The following is a 20,036-nucleotide window of genomic DNA, read 5'->3' on the forward strand; positions in this document are numbered from 1 at the left end:
GCCATTAGTTGGCTTCTACCACCGTTAGTTGCATATAGGCATTATTAAACCGACCGCTCTCTGGCACCATACATAAAATAGTATCGCCGGTGTTATAGACTTGGGTGCGCCGAAACTCATCCAGCATAATAAAAATAGAGGCACAGCCAGTATTACCGCGGCTGTACAGGTTGCTATACCACTTGTCTTCAGCAATGCCGACACCGGCGCGCTGCATCATGTCGAAAATTTTGCCACGAAAATAATGCGATGAATAATGACACAACACATGATCAACCTTTTCTGGTTGCACCCGACCTTCGCTAATCAGTCGCAAGTAACCATCTACACCCAGCTTGACGATATTCTCTAATAACCGAACATCTTGGCGAATAAGCAAAGCGCCAGCGGCTTCTGCTGCTGCGTAAGTGGGGTAATCCTGCCAACTTTTGGCTTCGCCATTACTCTGCTGGATGCTAGAGTCCGTGGGATAACCGACACTCATACATACTGGGTAAGCATCAGCATGAGAAAAGCTGCGGATCCAATCAATACGAAAACACTGGCCTCGTAGCTGTTGTTCTAATAACAGCGCGCCAGCCCCATCGGATAACATCCAACGTAGAAACTCAGCGTTAAAATCAACCTCAGCACCAGCTGCCTCATAACGGCTGGCTTTAAATAAACGTGATGTCAGCTCACTTGCTACAACCAAAGCATTGCTCTGCTCACCGGCTTTTAAATTGGTGTAGGCCGCTTTTAGCGCCATCATACTGCTGGAGCAAATACCATGACTGCTATGCAGCTCGATATTACTTAAGCCCAATTCTGCTTGCACCATAGAGCCAAAACCTGGCAATACAATATCACCTTGGCTAGTAGCAGCACTGAGCATATTAATCTGGCGTTTACCTAAAAAACTAGTGCTTAAACAATGCTCTGCCGCCCGCGCAGCCATAGCGCTGTTAGAAATTAAAGTATTATGATTAGCATCCATAGCGTAATGCCGAGTATGAATGCCATTAGACTGCAAAATGCGCCGTTTTAAGCGGCTCGGTTTACCATGCACCAAGCCCAATAACGGCTCTATTTGCTCATTGTTAATGGCTGGACCGGGCAAAAAGCTACCGCTACTGGTAATAAATACATTCATGCCACTGCGGCCTTATTTTTTAATGCCACCACTAAGCAGCGTAAGTTCTCTTCCATATAGGGCAGTACACACACTACCGCCATAAAGCCAAGATAATACGGCAGATAACCCTCACCACCATGGGCATAAGGCATACGAATAAAGCTAAATTCGCCTTGCCAATCTAGCGTCAGCAGCTTAATAAATACTGGGTAGTTAATCACCACTATTAGCAGCAACATATACAAGGGTAACGTGGCCAAATAGTTATGGGCATGCATTTCCCATACACTAATATGCCGCTTCGGCGCAGCATAATGCACGTCATAATGCGCAACAGCTTCGTGCGCCAGCCAAGCTGCCGTGCAAATTAATAAAATAAGCACATTAACCTTGAATAACAGACACAACAAAATAGGTACTGCCATTTGCAGTCCCATTAAGGAGTGAATAAGGGATTCTTTTAAACCGGAGGTGTGTTCAATACGGGTGGCGCGATGGCAGCACCAGTCGACAAAGCCGGCAATACCCCATAACGGTAAATACACATATAACATTAATTGAATTAGCAGCTGATTAGTTTGCAACACCTTGCTCCTTCTGGTGCAAATACAGCCACTTACTATACATTAAGGTTAACTTTTTGTAACTAGCTATCTCTATGCTTACTTAACCTAAGCATATCAAGGCTTTCAGCTTGTCCAGCGCTATGCTGATTTATATACTAGACTCCCTTTTTAAATCTTGAAATGAGTAATACTTAAGACTAGAACTAAAGCAGCTAAAACTTAGCCAAAGTATTACTGGAGCACAACATGACTTATCGTCTATTTTTTGTATTTATATGTTTAATTAGCAGCGTAGCTTGCACGTCTGAGCCAATACCAGCCGTGCCTGCTGATACAGGTGCGGGTGCCGTCGCATCGCCCGACCAATATGGGGCAACGGTAGCAGAGCAAGTATTACGCAGTGGCGGCAATGCGGTTGATGCGGCAGTAGCAACCGCCTTTACTTTAGCCGTTACTTACCCTGAGGCGGGTAATATTGGCGGCGGTGGCTTTATGACCATCTGGTTTGACGGCAAACCTTACTTTTTAGATTATCGCGAAACCGCACCCGCTGCTGCGCATCGTGATATGTATTTAGATAAAGATAAGCAAGTAATTGCCGATTTAAGCTTAATTGGCGCTAAAGCCAGCGGGGTGCCAGGTACGGTTATGGGTTTATGGCAGGCGCATCAAAAGTTTGGCAGTTTACCTTGGGCAGAGTTAGTGCAACCGGCTATTCACTATGCGCAAACAGGTTACACTGTCACTGGCAATCAGTTTAAGTACCGAGGCGATTTACTACAGCAATTAGCAGGTAAAACTAATTTTTCTCAGTATTTTGGCGACATACAGGATAATGAAAACTTTGTGCAAACTGAGCTTGCCACCACACTACAGCGCATAGCCAAAGACGGTCCAACAGACTTTTATCAAGGCAAAACCGCACAGCTTTTAGTGGCACAAATGCAACGTAGCGAGGGTCTTATCACTTTAGACGATTTAGCCTCATATCAATCCATCTGGCGTGAACCTGTCATCACTGATTGGCAAGGCTACCAAGTCGTTACTGCGCCACCACCAAGCTCTGGCGGTATTGCACTTAGCCAACTGCTGGGCTTAAAACAACGTTTAACCAGCCACTTTAACAATGTGGAATTAAATAGTACCCAGTACGTGCATTTAATCGCTGAAATAGAAAAACGCGTCTTTGCTGATCGCGCCGATTATTTAGGTGACCCTGGCTTTACCACAGTGCCGCAAACCCAATTATTAGACTCAGCCTATTTAGATAAACGTGCCAGCGATATTAATACCGTACAGATCTCTGCCACCGCTAACATAAAACCTGGTTTAGAAGGCTATCACACTACCCATTTTTCGATATTAGATAAAGACGGTAATGCAGTGTCCAATACTTACACCTTAAACCTAGAGTTTGGTAGCGGCGTGGTCGTTGAAGGCGCAGGCTTTTTACTGAATAACGAAATGGATGACTTTTCGGCTAAAGCCGGAGTACCCAATGCCTTTGGTGTTGTAGGTAGTGATGCCAATGCTATTGAGCCCGGTAAGCGCATGTTGTCGTCTATGGCCCCCACCTTACTACTTAAAGATAACCAAATTGAGTTAGTGATTGGCACCCCTGGGGGCTCAACTATTTTTACTTCTATCTTTCAGGTGATTAATAATATCTATGATTACAATATGCCATTAGCCGATGCAGTGGCCGCACCTCGCTTTCACCATCAGTTATTACCTAAAGATCAAATTACTATGGAACCTTACGCCCAACTTACCCCTGAAGTACAGCAGGCGTTAGAGCAAAAAGGCTATAACTTAGTAACTCAAGGCTGGAATTTAGGCGATATACAAGCCATAAAAATGACAGACGGTAAGGTTGAAGCTGCAGCAGATCCCCGTTCACACGGCGTCGCTAAAGTGTTTAGTTACTAGTGCAGAGTTAATGTTTAGTGAGGAGTGTTTAGTGATGAGTAATTACTGAATAATTTTTAATGACGCTTAACCCCGCCAGCATTTACTGCTGGTGGGGTGTTAAGCCGCTAGGTTACTAGCTTAATTTAGATTAAATAATAGTAATAGTATTAAGCTTTGTTAATTTTAAACCATAAGCTATATAACGCTGGCACAAATAATAAAGTTATCACCGTACCCACCGCGACACCCCCTATCAATACATACGCTAGCGGTCCCCAAAAGGTATCGGTCGTTAAAGGTATAAAAGCAAATACCGCCGCCAGTGCGGTTAAAATAACTGGCCGAGCTCTTTGTACTGCTGCTTCGACAACAGCATCAAACGCGGCTAAACCTGCGGTAAAGTTATCGGTTACTTGCTGGGTTAATATTAAGGTATTACGCATTATAATACCGGCCAATCCTGTTAACCCCAACAATGCCACAAAGCCAAATGGCTGATTAAAGATCAATAATGCCAGTACTGCGCCTATTAAACCTAACGGCGCCGTAGCAATAACCATAAAGGTACCGGCGAAAGATCGCATCTGTAACATAATGAAAATCAGCATGGTGGCTAACATTAACGGCTGTAGTTTCTGAATTGACGCTTCGCCTCGGCCAGATTCTTGTAGCGAGCCACCCATTTCTATCCGATAGCCATCCGGTAACTGCTGGCGAATACTGGCAAACTGTTGCCATAGCGCCATACTGACATCATTAGGCTGAGCGCCTTGCAACTCAGCTTGTACGGCTAGCATATTTTCACGGTTATAACGTCTTAATACAGGTTGTTCATATACTACCGCCATTTCGCCAAGCTGACTTAGCGGCATCTTCTGACCCGAGGCAGATATAATCTCAACACTGTTTAAGCGGCTAGCAAATTGTTGCAACATTTTGCCATCTGCGCTGTCGGGTGGCGCTATAATCAAAGCCTTTGCCACCACCTCTACGGTTCTTATATCTTGGCGTAAATGCGTTACCGTAACACCGGTAAGATAAAACTGTAATTGCTGCGACACTTGCTCTGCTGTTAAACCTAATTTAAACAATCGCTCGGTGTCTAAATTAAGTTTTAAGGTTGGAATTCGCTCATCCCATTCCAGATGTGGGTCCACCACATTGCCATGTTGTAGCATAATGTCTTGTAACTGGTAGCCAATGTTGCGCAATATTTGCGGATCGTCACCCAGTATTCTAAACGCGATGGGCCACACTACCGGTGGGCCAAATAGTAAGGCTTGCACCCGAACTCGTGCTTCTGGAAAATCGCCACGATCAATCGCTTGCTGCAGTATGGCAATCACTTCATCCCGAGTCTGGGCATCATGATTTACAATCAATAATTTAGCGAATGCAGGGTCGGGCATTTCTGGGTTAGCTGAGATAAAAAACCGTGGTGCACCGGCACCAATATAAGATGAATAGGTTTTTATTTGTGGCAAATCTTTTAACAGTTTTTCTAGCTTAAGTACCGTTTGCTCGGTGACGGCAATGCTACTACCTTGTGGTAAAAAAACACTGACTAGCGCTTCAGGCCGATCAGAGCTGGGAAAAAACTGTTTTTGTACCAAAGTCGCCATAGCAAATGCCGAGATAAGTAATAAGCCCACAGTGCCTAACACCACGGTTTTGCGATGGACCACGCACCAAGTAATAACATTTCTTAGTTTGATGTATCTTTTGGTCTGGTACTGATCCGTTGGTTGATGCTGTTTTAACTGGGCCGGTAGAAACTTAACACCCATATAAGGCACAAAAAACACTGCGACTATCCACGACACTATTAAAGAAATAGCCAACACCCAAAATATATTACCGGCATACTCCCCTACACCCGATTTAGCAAAACCTATGGGTAAAAACCCGGCCACGGTAACCAAAGTACCGAACAGCATAGGTGCAGCCGTAACGGTCCAAGCATGGGAGGCCGCCCGCACTTTATCCCAACCTGCCTCTATTTTTACCAGCATCATTTCTACAGCTATAATGGCATCGTCCACCAATAAACCTAACGAAATAATTAAGGCACCTAGGGTTATTCGGTCTAGGTTGATATTCATCGCCAACATTATTAAAAACGTTAAACCCAGGGTCAGTGGCACCGCAATACCAACAATAATCCCCGCCCTTAAACCAATAGCGAATATGCTTACTGCTATCACTACCGCGACCGCGACTAAAAACTTAATTTGAAATAGACTCACGGCACTGGATATAGCATCAGCCTGATTAGTTAACACTTGCAGCGAGAAGCCTAACGGCAGCTGCGTTTTTTCATCACTAATAAAGCTGTTTAAGCGCTCGCCGACTTCCAGACCATTAACGCCGGGATCTAACACCACCCCCAATAACATGGCATCTTGACCAGCAGCCCGCACTAGATAACTAGCAGGCTCTTCGTAACCGGTACGAATTTGGGCAATATCGGATAGACGAATTAATTCTGAGCCAGCCTGAATAGGCACATTTTTTAGCTGTTCAATATCGGCAAGGCTATTTTCTAAGCGAATAAACAAACGAGGGCCTGCGGTTTCCAATTGCCCTGCGGGTACTAAGCGGTTACTGGCTTGCACTGCCTGAAATACCGCTTCAGCAGTAATACCTAAGTTAGTGAGTTGGTCTGGTGCAAATTCAATAAAGACTTTTTCTGTGCGCTCGCCAATCAAGATCACTTTTTTCACGCCGTCGACTCGGTTTAACCTATCCCGCAGCTGTTCAATGTCGCGGGTTAAATTACGTAACGGCAAACCCGGTGCCGTCAGGGCAATTAAACTAAAATACACATCACCAAAGTCGTCGTTTACGATAGGACCAATCACACCTTCAGGTAAGCTAGCAACCTCTTCTTGCATCCGTTTGCGCACTTGATAAAACAAATCCTGAACTTGCTCTGCCGAGGTATATTCCTCAAACTCCACTTGAATGCTGGCTTGGCCTTGGCGGATGGTGGTGTCTAGCTTGTACAGATAATCCACTTCTTTGATCCGCTTTTCCAACCGATCAACGACTTGTAGTCTTAGCTCCTCAGGTTGTGCGCCTGGCCAACTAACGGAAACCACCATCGCTCGCACGGTAAAAGAGGGATCTTCAGCTCGGCCTAAGGATAAAAACGCATAAATACCACCAAATACTGACAACAGCAGAAAAAACAACGCAATATTTTTTTCGCGAACGGCCAATGCCGACAAATTAAACATGCTCATTATTTTTTCACCTGTACTGCCATATCGGCTTTTAACAAGTGAGTTCCGGTGGCAACAATCAAGTCACCCGGCGCAAGCTCGGCGCGGATCAGGGCATACTCTTCACTCATGCTAACAATTTGTACCGCCACGGGTTGCACTTTATCATCTGCAATTTGCCACACTTGGGCTTGCGTACCACGCTCACTCAACGCACCTAATGGCACTTGAAATTGCGAATCCTGCTGAGAATTAACACTAAATACTGCCCTAACAATACTGCCAAGCCGCAAGGGCTCTGGGGCATCTTTTATACGATAACGCGCCCTTAGTACTCGTCCCTCTTGCTGTACCTCGCCATCAGCCTCACGAAAGCTTAAGGTTAAACTGCTATCTGCCAGTAACAGTTTGCCCGCTTTAGGCGGGGTTAACTGCTCAGGAAAAAACACCTCTACCTCACGGGCGCCAGCGTAAGCAAATCTCAACACGGGTTGGGCGACAGCCACTACCTGACCGGCTTCGGCAATTAACGACAAAACTTGGCCAGCTGCTGGCGCTTTTAGCTCAGCATAACCTAAAGCATTTTTTGCTTGGCTTAATCGGGCAGCACTTAAATCAAGCCGACTCTGGGCTTCTGCCAACTGTAATTCAGCGCGCTCTTTAGCAAAGGCGCTCGATATAGAAGCCGTAAATAATTCGGTCTGGCGTTTTACATCCGCTTCGGCAATAGCCAAGGCGGATTCAGCAGCCTTATGCTCAGCCGTAACGGCTTGATATTGCTGTTGTAAATCTCGGCTATCTAGCGTAAACAGCACATCATCCTGCTTAACTTGCTGGCCAGAGTTAACATGTCTGGTGGTAATTTGGCCACTAACTTGAAAAGCTAACGCAGTTTCTGTTTCAGCCCGCACCACACCCGAGACTGAAAATATATCTGTCGATGTTGTCGTTAACTCATACGCCTTAACGTAAGGGGTATTGGCCTCAGATAAGCTTTCTGGTTCGCTACAAGCAGACAGCATTAGTGCTGGTAACAGTACCCACGCTAGAGTGGTTTGTTTCATCACATGTTTTATTGCGGTCAAGCTAGGGCGGCGCTGTTTCATATTTATTCCCAAGATTTCATAACATTACAACCAAAGCCCCTGACTACACAGCGACATTACTCTTTACTATATTTACTTTTACTATTCACTTTATTTTGCGGCAAAAAACACCCAGCGCCAGTACTGCTTTATCGATTAAATCGCCACGTCTGACAGGAAAATAGGTAACTATAACCTTCTGCCTATTCTGCGTTAAGGTTACAAGCTATTAATAAAGTCTAGTTGATATACTACTTTAAACATATTTAAAAAGCGCTAGCTCTCGCTTAACTGCTCTGGTTATCGCTTTATCAAATCTTTTTTTACGGTCTTGAAAACCAGCTTTAAATAACAACTAAAATAGCTTTTAATTGCCTTATGCACGCTGCCGCACCGATCAAATATAAATATCAGCCTACAGTGTTCTTCCTGCCAACAGGCAAATTAAGCAAGCACGTATAAGATATTAGCGTTTTAGCACATACACCAGGAGGCCATTGTGATTAAACCTCATTATGCCAACTCGGACCAATTACAAAATACAGTGTGGCAAGTGCTCTTTAATGAACTGAGTGCCGACATGGTGCAAATGCGCTGCGAGGTACTGCTGCAACAACATATTTGGTTTCAACAGCAGCAGCAATTACTCGCAAACAATCAGTTTCTGTTAGATAGTTTGTTGCAGATGGAATTAAAAGACAGCTTTAGCCAAGCGCAACTGCTGCAACTTAAGCAAGATTACCAACACGATGCACTGACCCAAGCCCTTACTCGTACTATTATGCTGGATCGCATTAACCATGCTATTAGTGTTGCCAAACGACAACACAGCCAATTTGCCTTGTTGTTTATTGATCTTGATAAGTTTAAACCGGTTAATGATCAATATGGCCATGCCGCGGGTGACGCCATACTGCAACAGGTTAGTCAGCGCTTAACTTCAGCTATCCGCGCCAGCGATTCTATTAGCCGCCATGGCGGTGATGAATTTTTACTGTTATTAACTGATATAAAATGCCGGCAAGATGTAGCAACTTTTGCCCTTAAGCTATTGCATAACTTAACCCAGCCATATCAGGTAGCCGATAGCCGTATTTTATTATCTGCTAGTATTGGTATCGCCTTATATCCAGAACACAGCCCAACAACTAGCTCTAAACATAGCGAAGTAGCAAAATCATTAATAAGTTATGCCGATGCCGCTATGTATCGCGCCAAACAGCAAGGTGGCGCTGCAATTTGCTAAAAAGCTAAGTCATTAACAGTCAATTTTGGCTATGCACGCTAGCGTACCGACAGTAAAATTATTAACTCCTATATTAACTTAGTGGTATCTATTAATGCAGCCTAGGTTTATCAGGAGCTAACAATGAAAACACCCCTTCCAAACAATATTTTTATAACCAAGCCATCCTCGTTAATACGTTCCGGTAAACGCTGGTTATTACTCAGTAGTGCAACTGCATTATTAATCGCCTGCTCTGCAACCCCTGAAATACCCTCAGCCGAATTACAAGCGGCGGAGCGCGCTATTAGTCAGGCTGAACGCGCCCAAGTTATCCGCTATACCCGAACAGAACTAAATACCGCCCGAGAAGAGCTCACCGCCGCTCGCAGTGCCGTTACAGCAGAAAACATGGTACAAGCACAGCGGCTAGCGCGGCAGGCTCAGTTAAGTGCTGAACTTGCCCTAGCCCATGCCGACTTACTTAAAGCCCAAAAAATTAACCGAGATATGCAAAATAGCATTCAAGTGTTAGAGCAAGAAGTGCAACGCAATCAGTCAGGAGGTAAACCATGAGTAGCCTTAAACATTTCAACAAAACGCTGCTCAGCTTGAGCCTAATTAGCATTTTTGTAACCGGTTGCGCTGCACCTGCAAAAGCCCCAGAAGAAGCAGCCAATGTGCGCTTACAGCTCACCCAATTACAAGGTGAGCCACAACTTGCTATGCAAGCACCGCTAGAAATACAAGAAGCAGAACAAGCGGTTATTGCCGCTGAAAAGCCAGAAAAAGATCCTTTACTGGCCGATCACAAAATAATCATGGCCGAGCGTAAAATCACCATGGCAAAAACCTTAGCACAGACTCGGCTATTAGAAATGCAGCGTGATGAGCTAAGCCAGCAGCGTGATGAAGTAAGGCTTAACGCCCGTACGCGCGAAGTCGCGACAGCTAGAGCAGATGCCAATGCAGCGCGTAGCCAAGCACAACAAGCCAGAATGCAAGCCGAAGCAGCACAAGCTAAGGCTGAAGAGTTACGTATGCAAATTGAAGAACTTAACGCCCGCCCAACCGACCGGGGCTTAGTAGTGACCTTAGGTGATGTGTTGTTCAATACCGGTAAAGCTAACCTTAAAAATGCTAGCAGTAGCCATTTAGATAAATTGGCTGTGTTTTTAAATACTTACCCAAATAGAACTGCGCAAATTGAAGGTCATACTGATAACGTAGGTTCCGATGCTTCTAATATGCTGCTAGCGCAAAACAGAGCAGAAACAGTAAAATCCTACTTAATGGCTCAAGGTATTATGGGCAGTCGATTAGAAGCTGTGGCTAAAGGTGAAACTAGCCCAATAGCTACGAATGAAACGGCTGAAGGTCGGCAGCAAAACCGCCGAGTAGAAGTCATCATTGATGACGCTGACCAATAACTACTTTTAATAAGTACTTTTTTTAACTACTTTGAAAGTTAAATGCATTAATGGTTTAAACGCTAGTGCATTTGACTTTTTTTATTTTTAATCTTTATTAAACGCTAATAATCGATCACTTTCCGCTTTTACCACCTTATAGCACTCACAACTGAGCTGCTCTAGTTTCAGCCTATTTGTTACGATGATATGGCCACGACTATAATCAATCACGCCTTGTTCATGCAGTCGTCCAGCCGACTCGGTGACACTACCACGACGCACACCTAACATATTAGCAATTAATTCCTGGGTCATAATCACATGGTTATCTGGCAACCTATCTAAAGTTAACAATAACCAACGGCACAGCTGCTGTTCAATACTATGATGCCGATTACATACTGCCGTTTGCGCTATCTGAGTAAGCAATGCCTGTAAGTAGCGCAACATTAAATTCAACAATTCGCCATGACGATTAAACTCGTCTTTTATCCTCTGCGCCAATAGCCGATAACCATAACCAGCACTTTGCACTAGTGCTCTGCTAGTTGTGCTCTCCCCGCCCATAAATACACTGACGCCTATCATGCCATCACGGCCAACAACGGCTATTTCTGCAGAAGAGCCGTTGTTCATAACATTTAATAGCGAAACAATGCTGTTGGTAGGAAAATACACATAACGCAAAACATCACCTGATTCATACAATATTTTACCCAGCGGCAGCTCAACTAACTCTAAATGCGGAAATAGTCGCTGCTGAACCTCGGTAGAAAGCATACGCAGTAAGTGGTTTTGGGTAGGATTATGCTGGGTAGTAACGGGTGAGGCCGATTCAGACATAATATTGACCAAGACTTATGATAAACACCCATAAGTATAGTCAAAATTTTTAAATTTACTTTTGCCGCTAGCGAGCTCAACTCTGTAATTTAACGAGCGCACTAGGTCTAACTATGACTGAAGGTGTAACTATGACTGAGTTAGAATATTATCGGCCCAGCGCACTGCATCTTGATACACATCAGCTAGCTCAGCAATACCACTTATTTGCTGCTCTAAACTGATAGTGCGTTCCCAATCGCCGCGCTCAAATGCCAGGGTTAGCTGCAATATCTTACCCAATAAACCACTTTGCGCCAGCAAGGCCTGTTTAATCTCAGTTTGTAAGGGTAATTGCTCGAGCATAAATTGCTGTGGTTGCTCAATAATTTCATGCACATTAGAAAATAAGCCGGTTAAAAAAGCACTAGGCGGATTACTCGACAAGCGCTTTTGTACCGCAAGCAAATCACAAAAGCGGGCCCTAACTAATGCTAAGGTTAGCCTATCGTCTTGCACGCCATCGGCTAAGTTAGCCAGCGCCAGAAGGGCAATAAACTTTTTCAGTTCAGGCTCGCCCATCGACACCATCGCCAGCTTTAATGAGCTAATGGGCTGACGAGCGGCAAACTGGCTATTATTAACAAAGCGCATTAATTTGTACGATAAACCAACATCGCGCTGACAAATACCCGCCAGTAATTCAAAGTCTAATTCGATTTTTGACGCTTCAGTGATCAAGGCTAATAAATTAGCTTTACTTGAACTTAATTGTTTTTGTTTCAGCATTTCCGGCCGTGCGAATAAATAGCCCTGAAACAGATGAAACCCCATCATTTTTAGTTTTTCAAATTGCTCGGCGGTTTCGACTTTTTCGGCTAACAGCACTAAAGGATAATCGGCTATTCGCCGCAGATAGCGACTTATTTGCAGTATATTAAACTGCAACACGTCTATTTTTACGTAGGTAATATAAGGCAAAAACTGGTCCCACTTCGGATCAAAGTCATGATCATCCAGCGCCAGTTTATAGCCCTGGCTGTGCAGACTTTCGCACACCGCTAATAATTCGGGAGTGGCCGGCACCGTTTCTAGTATTTCTATAACCGTACTGGCAGGATTAATTGAAGTAGGAAAACGATGCAATAACGTATCAGCAGAAAAGTTAATAAAAGCCGGTTTATTGTCGGTAATACTTTCTACACCCATTAATAAATGGTGCTGCATTAACAACTTACTGGTAGCTTCATCAGCGTCTATATTAGGAAAACTATTTAATTCGCCGTCACGAAATAACAGTTCATAACCATAAACGGTTTTATCAGCAGAGAAAATCGGCTGGCGGGCAACATATCCGTAAATAACCTTGTACTCCTTTACAGCTTTTTAAGTCTTTACTTTGTAAAGCCAGTATATTCAGATTTCCTAGAATAACAACTTAATACTTAAACACTTCCCGCGTACAATTCATCATATTTAACCACTGCCAACAGGGTACTTAAACAGCTATGGCATGAAGTAAACGACTCAAATTAAACTTAGTACTCTAAAAGGATCTATCCTTCTAGAGCACGTTGATTTAGCGTATTTTAGTTTCAATATCAAAGTAACCTTCACCTTTGTACTGCTGAACTATTTCATGAAGATTGCTAGTTTTATTACCTTTTTGCAGTAAATACTTTAAGATCGCACTTAACGTGGCAAGTACAGACTTACAAGCCCTATTCGCTTCACTCTGATTTTTAGTAGCAATAATAAATATTTGGGCATAATACTTAACTGCTGAATCATAAGTACCAAAAAGCAGCTGTTGAAAGGTCTGACTGATCAAATCACTCATTTCTTCACTCAACTCTTTATCATTATCTAAAAACATTAGGGCTTCTTTAAACAGCTCCTTTTCTTCATTATCAACAAAGCTTTTAGTCCATTCGTAATAATCCAGGTCTAAAACAATAGACATTGTATGTTTACGTAGTTCTGAATAAACCTGTTCATCATTGCTTATAAGCTTTATTAAATCGTCTTTGCTTAATACACTATGCTCTTCAGAGATTTTATCCATTACATCTTTTAAAGCTTTAAGCTCTTTAATCAGTGCAACCGTAAAACCTGACTGTTTGTTATAGCTATCAGCAATAGCGTCTAGTTGTTCATTAAACTGCTCTACTAAATCTGAATTATCTTCGATGGAGTCTATTACAGGTATGATATTGAATTTTTCAATATGCAGTTTTTCATAAAAATCCCCTACTGCATTTTGAGCGTCATTTAGCGTTACCAAAGCTGAATCTAGCTTTTTCGGATCACTTAATGCACGTATTTCTCTTTCAAAATTAGACTCTCTAGATAAATTTATTTTTCTTTTTAACTTTTCAGAGTGCAATATCACTTCATTGATATAGAGTTCGCTTAAGGCTCCATTTGAGTTTTTAAGCTGCTCAGCCGCAACGGCTCGAGCTTGCTTATCAAAACGCTCAGACTTTTCATTTTGAATATTTTTTCTCATTGTATAAAGAAAAAACATTAAAGAACCAATTATGGTAAGAGATGTAGCGATATCGAAACCTAGCTGGACCGGGACACTGAAGTAATCTAATAAATTTGACATAATTTCAACCATATTTTTCATTGAAAATCATAGTAATACATCGTTTTCCATAAAAAAACCCTGCAACTTAAAAAACAATATAAATGTCATCCATTATTAATATAAGTCAAATTGATTGAAATGAGTTTTTGGCTAGCTGTTTAGATTAATCGCGCATAGCTAATAAAGGCGGGTTATTATATCTCTTCGATTGTGGTATTAACACTAAAACTAAAGATAGAGCTTCCAGCTCTCGGTCTTTAGATTAGTGAATACTGGTCAATTTTAATAGCACTTTACCCATAATGTTGAATTATGTTGCCACAGATATCGGCTTGCGTATCTTCTGCTGTTAAGTACTCTTATACTGTCGTGAAAAATCTGATTGTTATTGAAAGAGAGATTAGCCGTAATCTAAATGGACGACTTAATGAAACAAGGTTTGGAATATCATGTCTTAATACCCACGCACAGCAGCCATTTTAATTGTTGCTATTTTTGCGGCTGTATTGCTACTGAATATGACTTTTCGCCACCGAAAAAGTATTTAGCATTTTATCTGGCAACAAAAGAGGCCGCTGACTTTTTACAAGTACCGTGCTGTTATGAATGCTTAGAGCATTTAAAAGCCTGCAAAGCCGGATCGTTGGAAGAGCGCCGTGATTTCGCCAAAAAGAAATTAGCCAAGAAATACCAAAAAGCACTGACGATCTATGAAATGTGGACAACTGAAGAATTAGCCGGTTTAGACTTTAGCTTGCGCCATAGTATTGCTGCAGGTTTACAATTGGGTGAAGAAACAACTAACAGAATTACTTTCCCTGGTTTTACTTTTGAAGCAGCAGGGTTTGAGCAAAAAGTAAGTTATCAGCCGCCACAGTATTTTGCCGTCTTTGGTGAACAATTTACGACCTTTAGAGATGCCTTAGACTTTGCCAGTAAAGCCTATCGAATTCCCAAAATTACCCTTAAAGAATACTTTGCTGATCATCAAAATAGCTTTGAAAAAGCCATTAATGCTATCCATAAAGAAACGGCTGATAAAGAGTTTCAAAAACAGCTAAAAACATTGTGCGGACAATTCGCAAAACAACATAAACAAGCGGTTATATTTGTGCACAAACAAGTCGACCGTTACTTGAGCGAAAATGAAGATATGACCATTGCTGAAGCGTTAACCCAGCTTTATGAGACTAGAGTTAAGCCTAGTTTAAGCCGGTAGTACCACACAACTAGGGCCCAATGGCCACCATTTTAGGCCAATTGGGATAAGTATTAGCTAAGTAATCAGACGCCTGTCGTTGAAATTCAGGATAGCTGTGCAGCATGTGAAAATGTGGTCCGGTTAGCGCATAGCGCTCGACACCAATAAAACCTGGGTTAATCATGCCAAAAGAATTAGTCGCCTGAGTTAGCAGCAACTCTAAATCAGATTCACCACTGGCCGCTAATGCAAAAGCACATAACTCATTAAACCTGCCCGCTGTTTTTCGGCATACCTTAGGAATTTTACTCAGGTACGGATAGCGCGCTAAATATTGGCTGTAGCCGCCGTTATATTTAATCATGGCGTAAAGCAGCATAAATGGCTGCTCTAGCGGGAACGCTTTAAAAATGTCGGCACTGGCAAAGCGTCGATCCATGCTATCGACAAAAGGCTGCACATTGCCGCTTAGGGCTTGCTGCGCCTGTAAGTAATAGTTGTAATCCGGCTCACTTAGCTTTAATACGCTGCGTACATCTTGCAATTTATCGGCCATAGAAGCTGCATTGCTCTGATAAGCCAGTAGGTTTACGATAGAAAAGCCGTAATGCTGATGGTATTGGCCATACTCTCCTAAGTATCGGCCTAGGGTATTGAGCGCCTTCTTAAACTGATGAGTATCTATTAATAACTCTACATGTAAGCTTTTGCTGTACGAGTTAAGTTCGCCGGTAAAACTCTGTAAATATTCCAGCGCTTGTTGCGGTTGTTTTTGTTGGAAAAGTAACTGCATGGTCACTATGTTAGCGGTTAAGGAATGGGTTGGCGCAGTTTCTTGTAATATCTTGATATAATGATCCGCTTTTTCTGGCTGATTTAACCAATACAGCACCCTAATAAGATTATAAAGATTAACTTGATCTAAAGGGTTTATTTTATAAAAAGCCTCTCGCGCTTGAATTGCCGCTTCTAGTTCTCCCGCTTCAACTAAGGCTAATAAACGCCAGTTCTGGATAATAGAGTCTGAAGGGGCCTGCATGGCCGCGCGCTCATATAACGCCATCACCTTATCGGGTTTGTTTTCCGTTCGTTCAATATGATTAGCAATGACCGTCAGCTTAAGCGGAAACACTGACTCACTGACTAACAAGTCACTGAATAAATCTTTGATGGCTGGGTTAACTTTTTCTGCCGATAATTCACCGTAAAACTCACTCAACACATAAACGACATAAAGCTGAGCTTTAGCTAAAGCAAAGTTAGCATCTAAAGCAATGGCTTGTTCAAGAAATGATATCGCCCGTTGCAAGGCTTGCGGGTTGCGTTGGTAACTGAGGTCTCTACCCTGCAGAAATAAATCATAGGCCTGCTGATTGCTGCTCATGCCTTGTTCCACCCTCACTTGCTCGGGTAGCAGGTTAAGCTTTAACGCTTGAGTAATGGCAAAGGTTAGCTCATCTTGTAAGGCAAAAATATCTGCCAGTTTGCGATCATAAGTTTCTGACCAAATGGGTGAGCCTGTCGTCGCATCGATTAACTGCGCCGTCACTCTTAGCGCTGATTTATCTTTACGCACACTGCCTTCGAGCAAGTAATTAACGCCTAACGTTGTCGCGATACTGCGAATATCTTGTTTGGCGTCTTTAAACTGAAACGACGAGGTTCTAGCGATAACTTTTAACTGTTGTAAGCTAGCTAGCGAATTTAAAATTTCCTCAGCAATACCATCAGAGAAATACTCCTGAGACTTATCTGGGCTCATATCGGCAAAAGGTAGCACGGCTATAGTCAAAGCCTTGCTTGCATCAATTGACTGGCTAAACATTTTATCGTAGCTGATATACGCCAAGGCCAATAACAATGACACCATAAGGATATAATTAATTTTGCTGCCGGTTTCATGGCGAATAGACTCATCACGATCTACGTTTTTACTTAACTTCACCCCGTCTGGAGTCAGCTCAAACACCCAAGCAAAGATACAAGCAAACGGAAAAGCCACAATCAGCACTACTGTCACTATAGTGCCAAACAAAGCAGGTAACTTTAAGTAAGGCGTCAACACGGTAATAATTTGCAGCACTAACCAAGACGCGATTAAATACACACTAGCGACTTTAAAAACATTACGGCGTTTTAGTTCTGCAAAGATGGAATTATCCACTCAGATCCCTTTGACCATTAATTTTTGCTAGTAAAGTGTAGGTAAATTGAGCAATTTGCGCCAATTGTTAACACTTATCCAAAGCATTATTTAAACACCCTAAGTTTTACGCTGTGCATATTACTTTAAAGTTGAGAGCGCGGTTTTATTTAACAACCACCTGTTTTAACCTCGCAAAAGTGTGCATATCCGCTGTTGCTAACTCAACTTGATAGTCAGGGTTATGGGCTATTAACTCATAGTGCCCTTCGGCCACTTTATTAACCTTGCGTAGTAAATACTGGCCCTCCCCGCCTATACCATAGCGCTCTATTGCAACAACTTGCCCGCGCAACGATCCGGCTTTTTCTGGTTTTATCCACTCTAATAGCAATAAATCGCCATCTTGAATTGGGTTTTTACCACCATTCATTGAGTTACCCGATGCAAGAGCTAAAAAGTGTGTTTTTGCATCTAGTTTTCCCGCGCCAAGTGGCGCATCTAGATATTCAACGTCGCTATCATCACCTGTTTTAAAATGGCCACAGGCTATTTTTATATTCGGGAAGTAAGGTAACTTTACGGCATCATCGACTGGTTCACTTTTCTTAGCTGGCTCTGATGACTGAAATACAGTCGACTGTTCTCGTTTAGACACAGGTAAAATGAATACTTCAGCGGTAGGCTTAGCTTGTTCAAAACTATTTTTCGCTAGCCATAGTTTAGCGTTACTAGCTTCTGCCACTTGATACGCCCAATTGCTCACTGCAAGTGATTTATCTGCATCACAATAGAAATAATCGCTTAGCTCGTTAGTAATCAACTGACCATTAACTACTAAGTTTTGCTCTTGCCAACGTTCGCGATGTGACTGCGCCGCTAAAAAGTCACGTTTGTTATTATTACACGCTCGGTGAGTTGCGACAAAATTATGGCCTAGGTCGTTTGCATAACGCGCAAATGGAATAAAGTGATCAACTTCAACCTCGTTGTTCATTGGCTTTCGGCAGTAAAAGCAACGATTTGCTTGCAGTTCAACTAAAACAGGCTTGGCCTTTGTTAAGGCATTGCGATCTGCGCCAAATAAAAACTCTTGTAGTTGGCTTTGCGGACCTATTAGCGCTTGGTTATGTTTGATACTTTGAATTTTTTGTAGCCAGGCATTTCGTGCCAGATACACAACCAAATCATAAAAGCGCCTAAAGCAGTTTGCTATGCCAGCATTTAAGGTAATAAATTGAGTGCTTCGGGTATGTGGATATAAAAAGCATTCTTCTTGTTTGGCCAGTATTTGTAAACGCCACAGAGGACCGCTTTTAAGAGTTGCCATAGCGGCGCTAAATGTTGGCTTATAAAATATGCTTTGTTTAAGCTGGCGAATGTTACGAATGTTACTTTGTTGGCACTGAAACAGCACACTAATCACTTTTGATTGCGCGCCTGCATTTTGTTTTAGCAAAGCGCTCTCGCCTGTATGTTCTGACGAAAACGGCATCGCATGATGCCAATATAAAGTAATTAGCTTATCAGCAAGCGTGGGTAGCTCTATAATTAACTCACTTTGCTCTGATAACAACGGCTGCTCTACACATACATCGGCAATAGCATGCAAAAGAGCAAATTTGTAAGTTGCTACAAACTCCCCTTCAACCAACATGCGCTGAATATAAGCAACAAAGTCCAATTGCTGTTGCATTACACTCTTCATAAAGCAGTTTCTTTTTTAATCAACGCATTAAGCCACACTTCGCTTTCACGTCCTGGCCGTTGATCAACACTTTGCCAATACTTTACAAGCTGCATTTGTTTGTACTTATTCACTAAAGCCCTCAAGCCACTTTCATTTAGATCAGTAAATTTCCGGCCATTATGAAGCCGTTCTTGCCTACCATATTTAAACGATACATACAAAATGCCGTTTGGTTTAAGTGCATTTTGTAGCTTTAAAAATGTCTGCGGCAACTCATTTTTAGGAATATGTAATAAACTAGCGCAGCACCAAATACCATCGTAATGATTTTTATCCGCCAATTGCTGAAAGGTTTTAACTTCTACAGGTTGCTGTAAGTGATCACTTGCTAAGGCAGCAAGCTGTTCGCTGGCATCAAACGCACTTACGATAAAACCTTGCTGCTTAAAATACGCAGCATCGCGGGCACTGCCGCAGCCTGCATCTAGAATATGACCTTGCGGTGTTATCAGCGGTAAAAACTCAGCATACAGCGCTGACATATCAACATTAAGGGTTGAGTCGCTAAAGCATTTCGCGTTTTGATTATAATAAGCGAGTGTAGAATTGGTCATAAAACTCACCGCTCCTTGGTTTATTAATTAATCACTTACATGCAATTAATTTAATAGTTAGCTAGCAGCAATTTAACTGATATAAGTTTAAAACTCTAGGAGAATTAGCTATTTGCAAAATACCACCTCGCCGGATTACTCGGGCTATCCTGCCCTCGCCCTTCGGGCCAGCTGAAGCTGTTCAAAAACATTCCTGACGTTTTTGTACTCGGGCTAACCATGCCCTCACCCTTTAAATAACACCATTTAGGCACATTTTTGGTCACAATGAATGAGGGAATAAGATCGTCAAAACTGACACTTTCCCGTTACCAAATTTTATAGTTGATTAAATAAACCTGAGTTTTAATGTCGAAAATCATCGACAGTTTTTAAGCAGATGCTGATACTATTTACGCGAAACAAATTAAGATTATGCGTCTGTTAAACCAAAAAC

General features: G+C 42.5%; 15 protein-coding genes. 5 read left to right on the plus strand and 10 right to left on the minus strand.

Going from position 1 to position 20,036, the window contains the following annotated elements; genetic code table 11:
- Nucleotides 1-4: 4 nt before the first annotated feature.
- The gene (locus BI198_RS15680) at nucleotides 5-1,132 is read right to left on the minus strand and encodes a beta-ketoacyl-ACP synthase III (protein ID WP_070050463.1); all 1,128 of its coding nucleotides are present in this window, start codon (nucleotides 1,130-1,132) and stop codon (nucleotides 5-7) included.
- Entirely contained in the window at nucleotides 1,129-1,701 is a 573-nt protein-coding gene (locus BI198_RS15685; protein WP_083256650.1) for a diguanylate cyclase, read from the minus strand. Before BI198_RS15685 ends, BI198_RS15680 begins: the two co-directional genes overlap by 4 nt.
- Before the next feature lie 225 nt (nucleotides 1,702-1,926).
- Here BI198_RS15685 and ggt point away from each other — a divergent pair, with 225 nt between their 5' ends.
- Nucleotides 1,927-3,609: a gamma-glutamyltransferase gene (gene ggt, locus BI198_RS15690; RefSeq protein WP_070050465.1), complete on the plus strand. Its 1,683-nt coding sequence runs from the start codon at nucleotides 1,927-1,929 to the stop codon at nucleotides 3,607-3,609.
- A 149-nt stretch (nucleotides 3,610-3,758) separates the two neighbouring features.
- On the opposite strand, the gene BI198_RS15695 is transcribed toward ggt, so the two are convergent.
- Both BI198_RS15695 and BI198_RS15700 read right to left on the minus strand, forming a co-directional pair.
- Nucleotides 3,759-6,836 (minus strand): efflux RND transporter permease subunit, encoded by a 3,078-nt coding sequence (locus tag BI198_RS15695; RefSeq protein WP_070050467.1) that lies wholly within the window; start codon nucleotides 6,834-6,836, stop codon nucleotides 3,759-3,761.
- Nucleotides 6,836-7,921 (minus strand): efflux RND transporter periplasmic adaptor subunit, encoded by a 1,086-nt coding sequence (locus BI198_RS15700; protein WP_083256651.1) that lies wholly within the window; start codon nucleotides 7,919-7,921, stop codon nucleotides 6,836-6,838. The genes BI198_RS15695 and BI198_RS15700 overlap by 1 nt, the downstream gene beginning before the upstream one ends.
- 478 nt (nucleotides 7,922-8,399) lie before the next feature.
- Between BI198_RS15700 and BI198_RS15705 the strand changes: the two genes are divergently transcribed.
- The 3 genes from BI198_RS15705 (at nucleotide 8,400) to BI198_RS15715 (ending at nucleotide 10,555) form a co-directional block, all read left to right on the plus strand.
- On the plus strand, nucleotides 8,400-9,146 hold the full coding sequence (locus BI198_RS15705) for a GGDEF domain-containing protein (protein WP_070050469.1): 747 nt from the start codon (nucleotides 8,400-8,402) through the stop codon (nucleotides 9,144-9,146).
- 123 nt (nucleotides 9,147-9,269) lie between these two features.
- Nucleotides 9,270-9,701 carry a DUF4398 domain-containing protein gene (locus BI198_RS15710; protein WP_070050471.1) on the plus strand — a complete coding sequence of 144 codons (432 nt, stop codon included), beginning with the start codon at nucleotides 9,270-9,272 and terminating at the stop codon, nucleotides 9,699-9,701.
- On the plus strand, nucleotides 9,698-10,555 hold the full coding sequence (locus tag BI198_RS15715; protein ID WP_070050472.1) for an OmpA family protein: 858 nt from the start codon (nucleotides 9,698-9,700) through the stop codon (nucleotides 10,553-10,555). Before BI198_RS15710 ends, BI198_RS15715 begins: the two co-directional genes overlap by 4 nt.
- An 87-nt stretch (nucleotides 10,556-10,642) precedes the next feature.
- On the opposite strand, the gene BI198_RS15720 is transcribed toward BI198_RS15715, so the two are convergent.
- The 3 genes from BI198_RS15720 to BI198_RS15730 all read right to left on the minus strand — a co-directional run bounded on the left by BI198_RS15720 (nucleotide 10,643) and on the right by BI198_RS15730 (nucleotide 13,970).
- Complete coding sequence (locus BI198_RS15720) at nucleotides 10,643-11,380, minus strand: Crp/Fnr family transcriptional regulator (protein WP_070050474.1); 738 nt, start codon at nucleotides 11,378-11,380, stop codon at nucleotides 10,643-10,645.
- Nucleotides 11,381-11,509: 129 nt separating this feature from the next.
- Nucleotides 11,510-12,586, minus strand: a complete 1,077-nt coding sequence (locus BI198_RS15725) for an EAL and HDOD domain-containing protein (RefSeq protein ID WP_235605362.1) — start codon at nucleotides 12,584-12,586, stop codon at nucleotides 11,510-11,512.
- Between the two features lie 352 nt (nucleotides 12,587-12,938).
- The gene (locus BI198_RS15730; protein WP_158007098.1) at nucleotides 12,939-13,970 is read right to left on the minus strand and encodes a hypothetical protein; all 1,032 of its coding nucleotides are present in this window, start codon (nucleotides 13,968-13,970) and stop codon (nucleotides 12,939-12,941) included.
- Nucleotides 13,971-14,379: 409 nt separating this feature from the next.
- Between BI198_RS15730 and BI198_RS15735 the strand changes: the two genes are divergently transcribed.
- Nucleotides 14,380-15,171 carry a hypothetical protein gene (locus BI198_RS15735; RefSeq protein WP_141728896.1) on the plus strand — a complete coding sequence of 264 codons (792 nt, stop codon included), beginning with the start codon at nucleotides 14,380-14,382 and terminating at the stop codon, nucleotides 15,169-15,171.
- 10 nt (nucleotides 15,172-15,181) lie between these two features.
- Here the strand turns inward: BI198_RS15735 and BI198_RS15740 are convergent, their stop codons facing one another.
- The 3 genes from BI198_RS15740 to BI198_RS15750 all read right to left on the minus strand — a co-directional run bounded on the left by BI198_RS15740 (nucleotide 15,182) and on the right by BI198_RS15750 (nucleotide 19,600).
- Nucleotides 15,182-17,317, minus strand: a complete 2,136-nt coding sequence (locus BI198_RS15740; RefSeq protein WP_070050480.1) for a hypothetical protein — start codon at nucleotides 17,315-17,317, stop codon at nucleotides 15,182-15,184.
- 145 nt (nucleotides 17,318-17,462) lie between these two features.
- Nucleotides 17,463-19,004, minus strand: a complete 1,542-nt coding sequence (locus BI198_RS15745) for a S24 family peptidase (RefSeq protein ID WP_070050482.1) — start codon at nucleotides 19,002-19,004, stop codon at nucleotides 17,463-17,465.
- Nucleotides 19,001-19,600 carry a class I SAM-dependent methyltransferase gene (locus BI198_RS15750; protein ID WP_070050484.1) on the minus strand — a complete coding sequence of 200 codons (600 nt, stop codon included), beginning with the start codon at nucleotides 19,598-19,600 and terminating at the stop codon, nucleotides 19,001-19,003. The genes BI198_RS15745 and BI198_RS15750 overlap by 4 nt, the downstream gene beginning before the upstream one ends.
- Between the last annotated feature and the right edge of the window lie 436 nt (nucleotides 19,601-20,036).

It is taken from the genome of Rheinheimera salexigens (assembly GCF_001752395.1).
Taxonomy (GTDB): domain Bacteria; phylum Pseudomonadota; class Gammaproteobacteria; order Enterobacterales; family Alteromonadaceae; genus Alishewanella; species Alishewanella salexigens.

Bases quoted from the DNA above. Each gene is read 5' to 3' on its own strand.
- BI198_RS15750 (WP_070050484.1), bottom strand. From the start codon at position 19,600: ATGACCAATTCTACACTCGCTTATTATAATCAAAACGCGAAATGCTTT.
- BI198_RS15710 (WP_070050471.1), top strand. From the start codon at position 9,270: ATGAAAACACCCCTTCCAAACAATATTTTTATAACCAAGCCATCCTCG.
- BI198_RS15680 (WP_070050463.1), bottom strand. From the start codon at position 1,132: ATGAATGTATTTATTACCAGTAGCGGTAGCTTTTTGCCCGGTCCAGCC.
- BI198_RS15720 (WP_070050474.1), bottom strand. From the start codon at position 11,380: ATGTCTGAATCGGCCTCACCCGTTACTACCCAGCATAATCCTACCCAA.
- BI198_RS15695 (WP_070050467.1), bottom strand. From the start codon at position 6,836: ATGAGCATGTTTAATTTGTCGGCATTGGCCGTTCGCGAAAAAAATATT.
- BI198_RS15730 (WP_158007098.1), bottom strand. From the start codon at position 13,970: ATGTCAAATTTATTAGATTACTTCAGTGTCCCGGTCCAGCTAGGTTTC.
- BI198_RS15735 (WP_141728896.1), top strand. From the start codon at position 14,380: ATGAAACAAGGTTTGGAATATCATGTCTTAATACCCACGCACAGCAGC.
- BI198_RS15725 (WP_235605362.1), bottom strand. From the start codon at position 12,586: ATGCAGCACCATTTATTAATGGGTGTAGAAAGTATTACCGACAATAAA.
- ggt (WP_070050465.1), top strand. From the start codon at position 1,927: ATGACTTATCGTCTATTTTTTGTATTTATATGTTTAATTAGCAGCGTA.
- BI198_RS15715 (WP_070050472.1), top strand. From the start codon at position 9,698: ATGAGTAGCCTTAAACATTTCAACAAAACGCTGCTCAGCTTGAGCCTA.
- BI198_RS15700 (WP_083256651.1), bottom strand. From the start codon at position 7,921: ATGAAACAGCGCCGCCCTAGCTTGACCGCAATAAAACATGTGATGAAA.
- BI198_RS15745 (WP_070050482.1), bottom strand. From the start codon at position 19,004: ATGAAGAGTGTAATGCAACAGCAATTGGACTTTGTTGCTTATATTCAG.